This is a genomic window from Gilliamella sp. W8126 (assembly GCF_016102185.1).
Taxonomy (GTDB): domain Bacteria; phylum Pseudomonadota; class Gammaproteobacteria; order Enterobacterales; family Orbaceae; genus Gilliamella; species Gilliamella apis_A.
The window spans coordinates 39,546-53,772 of the sequence record NZ_JACFPE010000001.1; the positions used below are offsets into that span (position 1 = coordinate 39,546).

At 35.1% G+C, this 14,227-nt stretch carries 10 protein-coding genes; 6 read left to right on the forward strand and 4 right to left on the reverse strand.

Translation table 11 applies throughout. The annotated features are described in order from the left end of the window. The first annotated feature begins 192 nt into the window (after positions 1 to 192). Both H3S74_RS00210 and H3S74_RS00215 read left to right on the forward strand, forming a co-directional pair. Positions 193 to 1,851: a hypothetical protein gene (locus H3S74_RS00210; protein WP_198246924.1), complete on the forward strand. Its 1,659-nt coding sequence runs from the start codon at positions 193 to 195 to the stop codon at positions 1,849 to 1,851. Positions 1,852 to 2,149: 298 nt separating this feature from the next. Beyond that, positions 2,150 to 2,458 (forward strand): hypothetical protein, encoded by a 309-nt coding sequence (locus H3S74_RS00215; RefSeq protein ID WP_198246925.1) that lies wholly within the window; start codon positions 2,150 to 2,152, stop codon positions 2,456 to 2,458. 410 nt (positions 2,459 to 2,868) lie between these two features. Here the strand turns inward: H3S74_RS00215 and glmS are convergent, their stop codons facing one another. Both glmS and glmU read right to left on the reverse strand, forming a co-directional pair. Further along, positions 2,869 to 4,701, reverse strand: a complete 1,833-nt coding sequence (glmS, locus tag H3S74_RS00220) for a glutamine--fructose-6-phosphate transaminase (isomerizing) (RefSeq protein WP_198246926.1) — start codon at positions 4,699 to 4,701, stop codon at positions 2,869 to 2,871. Positions 4,702 to 4,704: 3 nt separating this feature from the next. Further along, a complete protein-coding gene (gene glmU, locus H3S74_RS00225) occupies positions 4,705 to 6,087 on the reverse strand; it encodes a bifunctional UDP-N-acetylglucosamine diphosphorylase/glucosamine-1-phosphate N-acetyltransferase GlmU (protein WP_198246927.1) in 1,383 nt (460 codons plus the stop codon). Between the two features lie 147 nt (positions 6,088 to 6,234). On the opposite strand from glmU, the gene hemG reads away from it, so the two are divergent. Together hemG and typA are read left to right on the forward strand one after the other, a co-directional pair. Continuing rightward, on the forward strand, positions 6,235 to 6,771 hold the full coding sequence (gene hemG / locus H3S74_RS00230) for a menaquinone-dependent protoporphyrinogen IX dehydrogenase (protein ID WP_370547447.1): 537 nt from the start codon (positions 6,235 to 6,237) through the stop codon (positions 6,769 to 6,771). Positions 6,772 to 6,925: 154 nt separating this feature from the next. Next, on the forward strand, positions 6,926 to 8,749 hold the full coding sequence (typA, locus tag H3S74_RS00235; protein ID WP_065578484.1) for a ribosome-dependent GTPase TypA: 1,824 nt from the start codon (positions 6,926 to 6,928) through the stop codon (positions 8,747 to 8,749). Between the two features lie 58 nt (positions 8,750 to 8,807). Here the strand turns inward: typA and H3S74_RS00240 are convergent, their stop codons facing one another. Continuing rightward, positions 8,808 to 9,206, reverse strand: coding sequence for an RnfABCDGE type electron transport complex subunit B (locus H3S74_RS00240; RefSeq protein ID WP_110448356.1), 399 nt, complete (start codon positions 9,204 to 9,206; stop codon positions 8,808 to 8,810). Positions 9,207 to 9,220: 14 nt separating this feature from the next. Further along, entirely contained in the window at positions 9,221 to 10,921 is a 1,701-nt protein-coding gene (locus H3S74_RS00245; protein WP_110448355.1) for a formate--tetrahydrofolate ligase, read from the reverse strand. Positions 10,922 to 11,071: 150 nt separating this feature from the next. Here H3S74_RS00245 and sohB point away from each other — a divergent pair, with 150 nt between their 5' ends. Both sohB and H3S74_RS00255 read left to right on the forward strand, forming a co-directional pair. Next, the gene (gene sohB / locus H3S74_RS00250; protein ID WP_110448354.1) at positions 11,072 to 12,160 is read left to right on the forward strand and encodes a protease SohB; all 1,089 of its coding nucleotides are present in this window, start codon (positions 11,072 to 11,074) and stop codon (positions 12,158 to 12,160) included. A 395-nt stretch (positions 12,161 to 12,555) separates the two neighbouring features. Further along, positions 12,556 to 14,133, forward strand: a complete 1,578-nt coding sequence (locus H3S74_RS00255; protein ID WP_198246928.1) for a hypothetical protein — start codon at positions 12,556 to 12,558, stop codon at positions 14,131 to 14,133. Positions 14,134 to 14,227: the final 94 nt, after the last annotated feature.

A 14,227-nucleotide genomic window follows, 5' to 3' on the forward strand; every position in this document is an offset into this window, starting at 1 on the left:
TTCTTAACAAAATCCTCGCGAACAAGGTTTGCTAAATAATGCTTATTTCTTTATAATTTTTTGATTTATAACAAAAAATATATAATTTTTATAAGTAAAACAAATAGTTAAGATAATTAGCTATATTGTTATGTCAAAAGATAGTTGTTCAAATGCTATCTATAATTTAAATTCTTATCAAGAAATCTATTTATGCTAATTTTTAATAAACAACTCTGCAATATTATTGTTACATCATTAATCATTTTGTTTGTTGCTATCACTTTATCATTAACAATAAATGTTAATGATGTTAATGCTTTGAGTTCATCATCAGTAAAATCAATTCATGGACATTTGCCGTATTTAACTTTTGATAATGGAATTACTAAAATTAATGATACAGATTCATTGCTTGGCATAACTCTATCTGATAATACAATTATTAGGCCAAGTAAAGATGTATCTAGTGAAGATAATCCAATAATTTTACCCAATACAGCTGATACATTTGAAAATATACAAACTATCGTACCTTTGGCAAACAAAGGAAATAATAACTATCCAAATGTAAACCTTAATACTCTTATTGATGAACCTTATAATTATTTTATTGATGAAGATGGTGATAGTGGTGCAAAAGTAACCGGAAATATTTCGATTAAATGGAAAAATTATCAATCAAGTCCAATATATCCATATAAAATAGAGGAGCGAGATATCACTGATTTAGTCAAAAATAACCCTAAAATGAAACTTAATCCTTGTAATGGTATCTATAAGCTTATTATAAATACAACCAATGGTTATATTAAAACTAAATATGGGTTACCAAATTATAGTGAATTTAGTGATGGAAACCATACTTATTATATCAAACCTAATGCTGAACAAGCTTTTGTATGTTATGCCCAACCTAATATAGTCTATCATTCAGGTTTTGAACCAGGATTTTATGATGGAACAACCTGGACAAATTACCAAGGTTATAGAGTATTTAGTCCTTCTAATAGTGGAAATTATTCTGGTCAATCAAGTATAACTAAAAATAATTTTCCATCTACTGGTGCTGATGGTCTGTATTTTTATTTGACTTTAGCCGGCATTATCCCTGAAAAAGTGGTAGAGATAAATGGTAATATTATTAGATCTGATGAGAATAGTAACATAAGTCTAGTTCTAAATGCAGGCAAAACAAGTTACTGGTCTGCAAGTAAATGGAGAGCAGGCTCTAAAAACACAAAAGGTAAATTTGTTGGAACTCATTGGAATAAAGGTATTGAGCCAGCTGTAAAGGTAACTTTAAATGGACCAAAATTCGATTCGACAAATAAAGATTTTAAACCTGTTACATTTAAAATTTATGCTGATAAAGCGAAAAGTCAGTTATTATACGAATTTAGATTAATGCGTTGGTACATAGTGCAACCTGAAGTTGAATATGAAAATCAGATGGCAGCGATCAATTATTGTCAAAAATTAGGCGTCAATTATAGATTGCCTGATGTAAATGACTTTACTAATGCTAATGAAACTAATGTTGGTTGGTCGAATGGTTTTCCTGGACAAGGAGATAAGTATGCGCGTCAATTAAGTTATCAAGATAACGCGCGATGGATTGGCGGATTATTTAATGAATGGGGTTGTTTAGCAAATGGAGCTAGTATCATAGGTAAAGATAAATATACAAATGGTTTATGTTCAGGTTATCCTTCCACGAATTGGGACTCTTATTATTACTGGACTAAAAGTACAGCATTAAATTCTAATGATTATGGTAAAGGTTTATTAGTGTTTTCAGGATATGGTCGTCCAGTTTTATATGATGCTAGTCCAAATTATATACGTCGTGTTGCATGTGTCACCCCTTAATACACAAATTTAGACACGATATGTAAATTACGTAGTGTTAATCAATTATTGTATTATTCGCTAGCTTTTTAAACCATAAACTTACGGTTAATCATCAATGAGTACTTTTAAAAAATATGTGACTTTTAGCATAATTTATATTTTGCATTTGAAACACAATATTTAATTAGGACAAGTGGAAATGTTTATCTCTATACCATAATTTGTTAATATGCACAGGCTTTGGTTTCAGATTAATTTTATAATAAATTATTTAATTAATAGATTTTAATTAAGCATCTTTTTGAATAGAGGTAAAATGAAAGCACTATCAATTGTTGGATTAATTTTCGCTATAATATCTATTTTTATTCCTATATTTGGTATACTTATTGCCATGTTATGTAGTTTATTAGCATTAATTACATTCGTTAAGCAACCAACTATTTCTGGTGCTATTTTTGGGATTAATATCTTTAGCACAGCATTTTTGTCTCCAGTATTAGCTTCTATAGCCGCAAATTCAGGAATTGATACTTATCTATTTTTTGTTAAATATCATGTAGTATTGATGTTTGTTGCATTTATTTTATATTTTATTTTCCGCAAAAAAAACAGTGTGGCATAGTCTCTGGTTAGAATGAAAAATCAATTTGCTCAATAACCCTATGAGTTTATAAATTTTATTAAATAATAGTTAGTAAAAGTTAATAGTTACTCTATTTTTATCAATCCAATTTAATAAAACTTAATTAATGTTAATTTATTCCTTATTGAGAATAAATTAACTATTTTATTGATATTTAAAATATTATCTATTATTGCTAACAACATTATAAAAAAGAGTTTAGTCATTTTAGATGAAAGGTGGCAATAAAGTTAAGATAACTATTTAAACAACTAGCAATTCATTAGTAAGAGAAGCTATGCAAATATTTTTATAAACTATAAATGCCTGTTGTGAGGTTTTAATAAGTAAATGTGAGAACTTTGGCTAAACATACTATTAAAGCAAGTCCTCACATTTAATCTAATAAATTACTCCACTGTTACTGATTTTGCTAGGTTACGAGGTTGGTCGACATCGGTACCTTTAATTAGGGCAACATGGTAAGCAAGTAATTGCGTCGGTACGGTGTAGTAGATTGGTGCAGTAAGTTCTTCAATATGGGGTAAGTTAATAATATGCATAGTATCGTCGCTAACAAAACCAGCATCTTGCTCAGCAAACACATAAAGTTGACCACCACGGGCACGCACTTCTTCAATATTGGCTTTGAGTTTTTCAAGTAAGTCATTCGTTGGCGCCATAACAATAACTGGCATATCTGCATCAATCAATGCTAAAGGCCCATGTTTTAATTCACCAGCTGCATAAGCTTCGGCATGAATATAGGAGATCTCTTTTAGCTTTAATGATGCCTCTATAGCGATTGGATATTCATCGCCACGACCTAAAAATAGTGCATGATGTTTATCGGCAAAATGACCAGCAAGTTTTTTGATTACAGGTTCGGCCATTAATACTTGTTCTATACGGTTTGGTAAAGTTTGTAATGCATGGACGATTGCTTGTTCAGTGATTTCTGCCATATCATTAAGTCGGCCTAACTTTGCCACTAACAGTAATAATACCGTCAATTGTGTGGTAAATGCTTTGGTTGAGGCGACACCAATTTCAACGCCAGCTTTGGTTAGTAAAACCAAATCAGCTTCTCGAACTAAAGTCGATGCTGCCACATTACATACCGCAAGAGTACTTAGGTAATTGTTCTGTTTAGCTAAGCGTAAAGCAGCAAGGGTATCGGCAGTTTCCCCGGATTGTGATAGGGTGATAAATAAACTGTTTTTGCGACGAGCTGGTTTTCGATAACGAAATTCCGAGGCAATTTCCACATCACAAGGAATGCCGGCTAAGGATTCAAACCAATAACGAGCAACCATGCCTGCATTATAAGCTGTGCCACAGGCAACAATTTGGATGTGTTCAACTTGCTTGAGAATATTTTCTGCATTTGGGCCTAGTTCTGATAAATTGACTTTGCCATGAGCCATGCGACTTTCTAAGGTATTTTTAATCGCATTCGGCTGTTCATAAATCTCTTTTTGCATGTAATGGTTAAAACCAGCTTTGCTGCCAGCATCATATTTGGCATCTGATTCAATGCAAGGGCGATTTATTTGATTAAAATTTTTGTCATAAATCGTCACTGAACGTTGAGTGACAAGCGCTATATCACCTTCTTCTAAGAAGATAAACTGCCGAGTTACCGGTAATAAAGCCAGTTGATCTGAGGCAATAAAGTTTTCGCCAATGCCACAACCAATAACAAGTGGGCTACCAGAACGTGCGGCAACTAGGATATCAGGATTTCGAGTGTCCATAATTACTGTACCATAAGCACCTCGTAAGAGTGGAATGGCTTTTTGCACAGCTTCTAATAAGGAACATTCTTCAGTGCTGATGATGTCATGAATTAAGTGGGCAATGACTTCAGTATCTGTTTCTGAACGGAATTGGTAACCTTTCGCGATAAGTTTTTCACGCAGTGGTTCGAAATTTTCGATAATTCCATTATGCACAACGGCAATAAAGTCGGATATATGTGGGTGCGCATTATGTTCAACTGGTTCACCATGTGTTGCCCAGCGAGTGTGGGCTATACCGGTTGAACCGGCAACAGGTTGTTCGTTTACCGCATCTTTAAGCGCTTGTACTTTTCCTACCCGTCTTATTCGCTGCAATTCACCTGTTGGTGAAATAATAGCAAGTCCGGCAGAATCATAACCACGATATTCTAAACGTTTAAGTCCTTCTAATAAAATATCTGCCACATCACGCTTAGCGATTGCACCTACAATACCACACATCGTCTATCCCTCTTTCGATTTCGTTGGTCTTTGCCAACCCGCAAGTTGTTTTTGTTTTACACGACTAACCACTAATTCATTGTCGTTGACATCGTTAGTAACTGTTGTGCCAGCCGCAATAGTTGCTCCTTTACCAATTTTGACTGGGGCAATAAGCTGGCTGTCAGATCCGACAAAGACATCATCTTCAATAACTGTCTTAAATTTATTAGCACCATCATAATTACAGGTAATTGTGCCAGCGCCAATGTTGACATTACTGCCAATTTCACTGTCACCTAAATAACTTAAATGTCCAGCTTTGGTTGCATGGCCAAGATGAGCTTTTTTCAACTCAACAAAATTACCAACGTGGGCATGATCATCTAGTTTGCTGCCTGGTCTTATTCTGGCAAATGGTCCGATAGTACAGTGCTGAGCAATAATCGAATCTTCAATCACCGAGTATGGACTAATTTCGCTGTTATTGGCGATGGTGCAGTTTTTCAAAATACAGCCTGCACCGATAATGACATTATTTCCTAATGTCACATCACCATGAATAATCACATTTGTATCAATGATAACATCTTTACCATGAGTTAATTTTCCACGTAGATCAAAACGGGCTGGATCAAGTAAAGTTACTCCAGCAAGTAACAATTGCTCGGCTTGATACTGTTGATAATGACGTTCTAAAGTTGCTAACTGTAATCGATTGTTGACGCCTTCAACTTCAAATTGCTTTATTGGATGTGAAGTTAAAATTTCATAACCATCTTGATGTGCAAAGGCAATAATATCGGTTAAATAATACTCTTTTTGCGCGTTGTTATTGGTTAAACGAGCTAACCACTGCTTAAGTAATTTGCCTGAAACTAGCATAATACCAGTATTAATTTCGGTGATTTTTTTTTGTTCGGCATTGGCATCTTTTTGTTCAACGATAGCCACAACTTTACCATCTTTGCGTTCAATTCGACCATAGCCAGTTGGGTCATCTAAAATCACTGTTAATAAGGCAATACCTTGTTTGGGTTTACTAGCAATAAGATTTTGCAAAGTTTCAACTGAGATAAGTGGAGTATCACCATATAAAATCAAGATATCTTCATCATCTTGAATGTAAGGGATAGCTTGTTGAACCGCATGTCCTGTCCCTAATTGTTCTGCTTGATAAACAAGTTGCACCGGCTGATTTTGTAACGATTTTTCAAGTTCGTTTTTGCCATGCCCATAAACAATATTGATGCGATTAGTATTAAGTTGTTGAACTGTATCAATAACATGTTGTAACATCGGCTTACCGCCGATTTTATGTAAAACTTTAGGTAGGTTGGAATACATCCGTGTGCCTTTTCCTGCCGCCAAAATAATAGCACTACGTTTTGGAGGTGAAATTGCCATAATCAGTTCCGGTCTGGTTAAATAAGGCTAATACTATAATCAAAGTTTTCCATGAAATCACCCCGAAATTGTTAATTTTTATCCTAAAAAAAGAATTATTGATATTTACCAAGAGTTTTAATAAAAGGAAGCATTGTTATGAATAGCATTATCAAGGTTTTATTGCTTTATACCACTCACGAAAAGCAAACCCTTAAAATTATGCAGCGAATAAAAACACAGCTTGCTGGTAAATGCGATTGTGATTTGATTGAGTTATTACCAAATAGCCATATAGATCTTGCTAATTACCAAGCGGTATTGATTGGGGGGTCTATTCGATATGGTTTTTATAGTAAAACCATGAAAAAATTTATTGATGCTAACTATCTGCAATTAAACACACTCAAATCTGGCTTTTTTGGCGTGAATATGGTGGCAAGAAAACCGAATAAAAATACGCCTGAAACGAATATATATACTAAAAAACTCTTAGCTAAAATTGCATGGCAACCAACGATTAAAGCGGTATTTGCTGGCGCACTTTATTATCCAAAATATAATTGGTTTGATCGTAATATGATCCGTTTTATTATGTGGTTAGGTAAAGGTGATACCGATGTGACTAAAGAAGTGATTGAGTACACAAATTGGGACAAAGTAGATGAGTTTGCTCATCAATTTGCGACATTTATCAATGAGTAATCTTAGTTATCCCTATAAAATAAGTCAGTATTCTCGTTATATATCAAGTCTTAAAGTTCTTTTTAAGAAACTTTGTGATATAGATCAACATTTTTACTAAAAAGGTGTACAATATTGCGCCTAAAGAATTTATCTCCTAATTGGGATTTTAATTGTGATTGAAAATTTAAGAAATATAGCCATTATTGCTCACGTTGACCATGGTAAAACAACCTTGGTTGATAAATTATTAAAACAGTCTGGTACGCTTGATAATTTACGTGGCGACGACAATGAAAGAATAATGGACTCTAATGCGCTAGAAAAAGAGCGTGGTATTACTATTTTAGCTAAAAATACGGCTATCGATTGGAATGGTTATCGTATTAATATTGTTGATACTCCGGGACATGCCGATTTTGGTGGTGAAGTTGAACGTGTAATGTCAATGGTTGATTCGGTATTATTGCTGGTTGATGCAATGGATGGACCAATGCCACAAACACGTTTTGTTACTCAAAAGGCGTTTGCTTATGGTTTAAAACCGATTGTTGTTATCAATAAGGTTGACCGTCCAGGCGCTCGTCCTGATTGGGTTGTGGATCAAGTATTCGATTTATTTGTAAATCTAGGTGCAACTGATGAACAGCTTGATTTCCCAATTGTTTATGCATCAGCATTAATGGGATTTGCAGGACTTGATCATGAAGATATGGCTGAAGATATGACGCCATTATTTGAAGCAATTGTTGAACATGTTGAGCCACCAGCAGTTGACTTAGATGGTCCTTTCCAAATGCAAATTTCACAACTTGATTATAATAACTATGTTGGTGTTATTGGTATTGGTCGTATTAAACGTGGTCGTGTTAAACCAAATCAACAAGTCACTATTGTTGATAGTGAAGGTAATAAACGCACTGGTAAAGTAGGCCAAGTATTAGGTCATTTAGGTTTACAACGTTATGAAGCTGAAGTTGCTGAAGCAGGTGATATTATTGCGATCACTGGTTTAGGCGAACTCGGTATCTCTGATACGATTTGTGATAATAGTTGCGTTGAAGCATTACCTGCATTAAGTGTTGATGAACCAACTGTTACTATGTTCTTTAATGTTAATAGCTCACCATTTGCTGGCAAAGAAGGTAAATATGTGACTTCACGTCAAATTCTTGAGCGTTTAAACAAAGAACTGGTGCACAATGTGGCTTTACGCGTTGAAGAAACTCCTGACCCAGATGCATTTAAAGTTTCAGGTCGTGGTGAGTTGCACTTATCGGTTCTTATCGAAAATATGCGTCGTGAAGGTTATGAGCTTGGGGTATCACGTCCTAAAGTTATCTATAGAGAAATCGATGGTAAAAAGCAAGAACCTTTCGAACAAGTTACTTTAGATATTGAAGAACAGCACCAAGGTTCAGTGATGGAAGCTTTAGGTTTACGTAAAGGTGATTTAACCAATATGTTACCTGATGGTAAAGGTCGTGTACGTTTAGATTATGTGATCCCAAGCCGTGGTCTTATCGGCTTTAGAACTGAATTTATGACTATGACATCTGGTACTGGTTTACTTTACTCAACATTTAGCCATTATGATGATGTACGTCCAGGTGAAATCGGCCAACGTAATAATGGTGTAATGATTTCGAATGGTACAGGTAAAGCGTTAGCTTATGCACTTTATAGCTTACAAGATCGCGGTAAATTATTCCTTGGTCATGGTGCAGAAGTGTATGAAGGACAAATTATTGGTATTCATACCCGCTCAAATGATTTAACCGTTAACTGCTTAACGGGTAAAAAATTAACTAACATGCGGGCATCGGGTACTGATGAAGCGACTACGCTTTCACCACCGGTTAAAATGACGTTAGAACAAGCATTAGAATTTATTGATGATGATGAATTAGTAGAAGTTACACCATTATCTGTACGTTTGCGTAAACGTCATTTAACTGAAAATGATCGTAAACGAGCATTCAGAAGCAATAAAGAGTAATGTCAGTAAAAAACTAGCAAGTTTAATTTGTTAGTTTAAATTAGAAATGAAAACCTCGCTAATTAGCGAGGTTTTTTTTGGCTTTCACTCTGGCGATAGCATCGGCAATTGATTGTTTGCGATCTTTTTGTGTAGTCGCATTACTATTGCTTATTGGCATCGACCTAGGGAATAAAATTGTTGGCGGTACCAATTGATTGTGACTTAATCGTTGCTGTTTTTTTTGTGTCAACAGTAACTCTTCCTGTTCATTTAAAGCAATACCTAGTGTACTTAAGGTAATACAGTCGGTTGGACAAGTATTAATACAATTACTACAAGATGTACAATATTGTGGCAATATGGTATGTAATACTTGTTTGCTCCCCACAATAGCATCAGTTGGGCAAACGCGTATACATTTGCCACAACCAATACAATTTTCTTCATCAATTAACGCTTTATATTGTTTTTGCATAATAATTTTTTAAATTAACTTAAACCAACAATATTACCATCTTTGTCAATATCGATATTTCGATAAGCCGGATTAGTACCAAGTCCAGGCATTGTCATCACATTACCTGCATAAACTCGAATAAAACCAGCACCGGCAGAAATTGCTAAATGGCTGATATCGACATCAAAATTAGTCGGCACATTCTTTAAATTTGCATCAGCACTGATTGACATTGGTGTTTTCGCGATACAAAGTGGTAAGTGATCTAATTTTAATGCTTCAATTTCTTTAACGTTTTTAAGTGCTGTGTCTGATAAATTAGCTTTATTCGCACCGTATTTTTTTACCATTGTTTGGATTTTATCTATTAATGGCATACTGTCAGGATAAGGTAACTTGATTTCACTTGGCATATCACACGCTTTAATCACATGTTTGGCAAGTTTTTCTGCACCTTTACCACCTTGAGTAAATACTTCACTGACTTCACAAGCAAATGCACCGTGTTCAATGGCGTATTTTTGTAAAAATGCTAATTCTTCTTCACTATCATGTGGGAATCGATTGATTGCGACAATCACTTGTAAACCATAACTTTTAGCATTATTGATATGCCACGCTAAATTAGCTGCACCAATTTCAAGTAATTCTACATTAGATTCTGAAATCTCTTTTGGTATGGCTTGTCCTGGTTTGATATTATATTTACCACTATTGGATTTTAAGCTACGCACAGTTGCAACAAGCACTACACAAGATGCCTTGATACCAGCTTGACGATATTTAATATTAAAGAATTTTTCCATTCCCATGTCTGAGCCGAATCCTGCTTCGGTTATAACATAGTCAGCTAATTGCATAGCAATGCGGTCTGCAATTACAGATGAATTACCATGAGCAATATTGGCAAATGGGCCTGCATGGATTAATACAGGTGTATTTTCCACTGTTTGCATAAGGTTTGGATTAATGGCATTTTTAAGCAGAACGGTCATTGCCCCAGCAACTTCAAGTTGTTCAGCAGTAATTGGTTCACCACTAGTGTTATAGGCTAAAATAATTCGTCCAATTCGTGCGCGCATATCATGTAGATCAGATGCTAACGCTAAAATTGCCATAAGCTCTGATGCAGCGGTAATTTCAAAGCCATCTCGGCGTTCAACACCGTTAACACCACCACCGACACCAACAGTAATATTTCGTAGCGCACGGTCATTGTGATCGATGACTCGTTTCCAGACAATACGGTTTATATCGATATTTAGACGAGGCAAACCTGTTTGTGCTGTAAATTCCTCACCCAGACGTTCTTCATGGTAAAGTCGAGAATCTAATGCTGCTGAAGCCAGATCATGGGCTGCAGTTATAGCGTGGATATCGCCAGTAAGATGAAGATTTAATGTTTCCATTGGTAATACTTCAGCCTGTCCCCCACCTGCTGCACCACCTTTAACGCCAAACACTGGCCCTAAACTAGGTTGACGAATACAAGCGATAGCAGATTTTCCCAAATAATTTAAACCTTCACTTAATCCAATAGTATTTACGGTTTTTCCTTCACCGAGTGGCGTTGGGGTTATTGCTGTCACTAATACTAATTTACCTTGAGCTTTATTTTGATTTGCTTTAATAATAGATAAATCAATTTTAGCGACATATTTACCATGAGGCAGCACATATTCATCAGGGATATTACATTGTTTTGCGATTTCAGTTATTGGACGTAAAGGCATACTCGTTCTCGTATTAAATTAAACAGGTTGTCAGTATAAAGAATTTAAAATGCCGAATAAAGCAACAATTTTATCTTTATTGATTTTCGGCACAATCTTTAATTATATTGTTATAATGGGCAAATTTTTAAACTATAGGATAATTGTCAAATGAATTGGTTTTCACAGTATTCACTTTTCTTGGCTGAAACAGTAACTGTTGTTGTTGCTATTCTAGCAATATTAATATTTATTTTATGTCAGCGTCGAAAATCATCCACAGTTGCTGGGCGAATGTCAGTCAAAGATATAAGTAAAGAGTATGAACAAGCTAAAGATGAAATGTTAATGTCTAGTATGGACGAGACCGAAGCCAAACAATTCACTAAAAATCTGAAAAAGCAGAAAAAACTTGAAAAGAAACAGGCTAAACAAACAGCTAAACTAAATAAGAAACAAACCGATAATGCGTCGTCGGACGATACTGTAAAATTATCCGAGACAACATCAACTTTACAGACAAAACCTAAACTGTTTGTTCTATCATTCAATGGTAGTATGGATGCGCATGAAGTAGAAGAGTTGCGCCAAGAAATTACTGCCGTATTAGCTATCATCAAACCAGAAGATGAAGTTGTGGTAAAACTTGAAAGCCCTGGTGGGGTAGTGCATGGTTATGGGTTGGCCGCTTCGCAATTATTACGCTTTAGAACACGAAATATTCCTTTTACTGCGGTGGTAGATAAAGTTGCAGCCAGTGGCGGCTATATGATGGCATGTACAGCCAACAAAATAGTTGCAGCACCATTTGCTATTGTTGGTTCAATTGGGGTAGTTGCGCAAATTCCTAACTTTAATCGATTACTTAAAAAACATGATGTCGATATTGAATTGCAAACAGCAGGTGAATACAAGCGAACTTTAACCATGTTTGGTGAAAACACCGATGAAGGTCGCCAAAAATTTAAACAAGAATTAGAAGAGACTCATCTATTATTTAAAGACTTTGTAAAAGAGTATCGTCCTAATATTGATATTGAACAGATTGCTACAGGAGAACATTGGTTTGCAACACAGGCTAAAGAAAAGGGCTTAGTCGACGAAATTAGTACCAGTGATGATTTTATCTTATCGCATCTAGACACGCATAAAATCATAGCAGTTAACTATCAACGTAAACAAAAGCTATCGGAAAAACTCTCGAAAAATGTTGTAAAAGGTATGGAAAGATTATTCTTTAGACAAGGAAACGGACTATAACAGTCCGTTTTTTTTATAAATCTATCACCCCAATTTATTGCAAACAAACCATAAAATTTGCAAAATGTACCTTTAGTCAAAAAAGGCCTAGAACAGCTTCTGTTAGCACCAAAAACAGCAAATATCAAGACGAGCATAACGATTTAGTTAGGTGAGCATTCAAATGCATAAATAGTTAACCGATTGCTCTAAATAGGGAAAGTTAATTTTATGTAAAATTTTTTAATCAAAATATTGAGGAATATTTTTTGCATCAATTCTTGCTTACATATCTTAACAATTCATTACGAAACAATATTTGTCAAAATTAATGCATATATTTATACTATTTAAGTCAATAAAATATATTTTTATTGTTATAAAATAATTGGATACATTGACAAGGGATTGAAAAAATGTTAAAATACAGTTGTTTAGGAGCCAGCCAGCCAGCCAGCCAGCCAGCCAGCCAGCCAGCCAGCCAGCCAGCCAGCCAGCCATATAGGCTAAATAGTATTCTAGCCATCTTTCAGGCTAAACAAACTTCGCAAGTAAAATCTGCTATAAACTCATCTTTCTATAATCTAAAAACTTACATAGCAAAAATTGTATTAAATATCCATCAACATAAAAATAAACAAAAAGCGATAAATTTAACTAGATATCAAACACTATTTGCACAACTAATTTTTATTCTAAGTAGTCTATCATTGGTAAATAATGTATGGGCATTATCTTCATATTCTGCTCAAACTGAAAAAATGATAACCGGTAATACGCCGTATATTTTATTAACTGATGGCGTAACACCACTAACTGATTTACGTCAAATTATGGGGGTTAATTTTCCAAATCGTAATGGACAAGGCGGTACTGAATGGATCAGTGCCTGGGATACAGATCTTATCTTGCGAGCCCCTAAAGGAATGCATTTCAATGATGTGTGGACATTTGCAACTCCAACGGATGGTGAAGCACATAATCCATCAACACTTAATGTTGATGACATTGATGGTGATGAAGTTGGTGGTTATGTCTCTGGTACAATTAGAGCAACTTGGTTTGAAAATGACATTCAAATACCTAATGATAAGTTAAGTTGGGAGCTTTGGAATTGTGGCGGACCTTATAAATTACGCGTAGAAGTTTCGAATATTCAGGCCAATACTCAATATGGTTTACCTAGAAATCGTTACTATGGCAGTAGTTCGGTAGAGTATAGGATAATTCCAAATGGGCAAATATGTTATTTACGACCGAATGAAATGACTCACTTTGGTGATCATGATCCCAATGTCTTTAATAATACCTATGGTTTTTCACGAAATAGTGGTTTTCCAACTACCGGTTTTCAGAATGCGGCCTTTACTTTAGTCGGTAGTGGTTCAGACCAAAGTCTTTATCGTTGTTATACGTCTAATGGTGGTGGAAAGATAAACTTATCGACAATTGGTGGTTATGGTTCGAATTGTACGGTAAATTATATTGCAGGGCAAAGAAGTCAATTTATTCAAAATGGCACACCAACAATAACAATGGAATTTTATAATGGTCGTTATTGGGAATGGATAGATAATTTTACTATTCCAGTTCCTAATAAATGGCCTAGTAAAGGCTCTGGTAGAGAAATGTATTTTAGTGATGGTTACTGGTTTTACAGTAGCAAGATTTATCATGCATTGACTTTTTGTAGTAATATAGAAAAAATCAGTTATATTCAAGCGCATAGCCTAGGTTTTCGGGCACAATATTTGTATAAAGCTGATGAACTGAGTAATAATCAGTCTCATTTTATAAGGGCTGTAGGTACGTTTATGGGTGAGTGGGGTATTACAAAAAGATATGGTGGAGTTTGGCGCCCTGATGGTGATCTCTGGACAGCTGACATAACAAGTGATGATAGAAGGATTTATCGTGTAATGGGAATGACAGGTCGAATTGAAGCCCAGCCGCCAGGATATCAAAGTACAACAACTGTTTGCCGAGGTGATTAATATATATTTAATAACAATCAGCAACATTTTAGGTATACTGTAAAGAAAAATTGTTCCAGTTAAGTGGAGCGTACTGGAACAATTTTTTGATCAA

Coding starts and splice junctions, on each gene's coding strand:
- H3S74_RS00210 (WP_198246924.1), top strand. CDS start 193: ATGCTAATTTTTAATAAACAACTCTGCAATATTATTGTTACATCATTA.
- H3S74_RS00215 (WP_198246925.1), top strand. CDS start 2,150: ATGAAAGCACTATCAATTGTTGGATTAATTTTCGCTATAATATCTATT.
- glmS (WP_198246926.1), bottom strand. CDS start 4,701: ATGTGTGGTATTGTAGGTGCAATCGCTAAGCGTGATGTGGCAGATATT.
- glmU (WP_198246927.1), bottom strand. CDS start 6,087: ATGGCAATTTCACCTCCAAAACGTAGTGCTATTATTTTGGCGGCAGGA.
- H3S74_RS00240 (WP_110448356.1), bottom strand. CDS start 9,206: ATGCAAAAACAATATAAAGCGTTAATTGATGAAGAAAATTGTATTGGT.
- H3S74_RS00245 (WP_110448355.1), bottom strand. CDS start 10,921: ATGCCTTTACGTCCAATAACTGAAATCGCAAAACAATGTAATATCCCT.
- sohB (WP_110448354.1), top strand. CDS start 11,072: ATGAATTGGTTTTCACAGTATTCACTTTTCTTGGCTGAAACAGTAACT.
- H3S74_RS00255 (WP_198246928.1), top strand. CDS start 12,556: ATGTTAAAATACAGTTGTTTAGGAGCCAGCCAGCCAGCCAGCCAGCCA.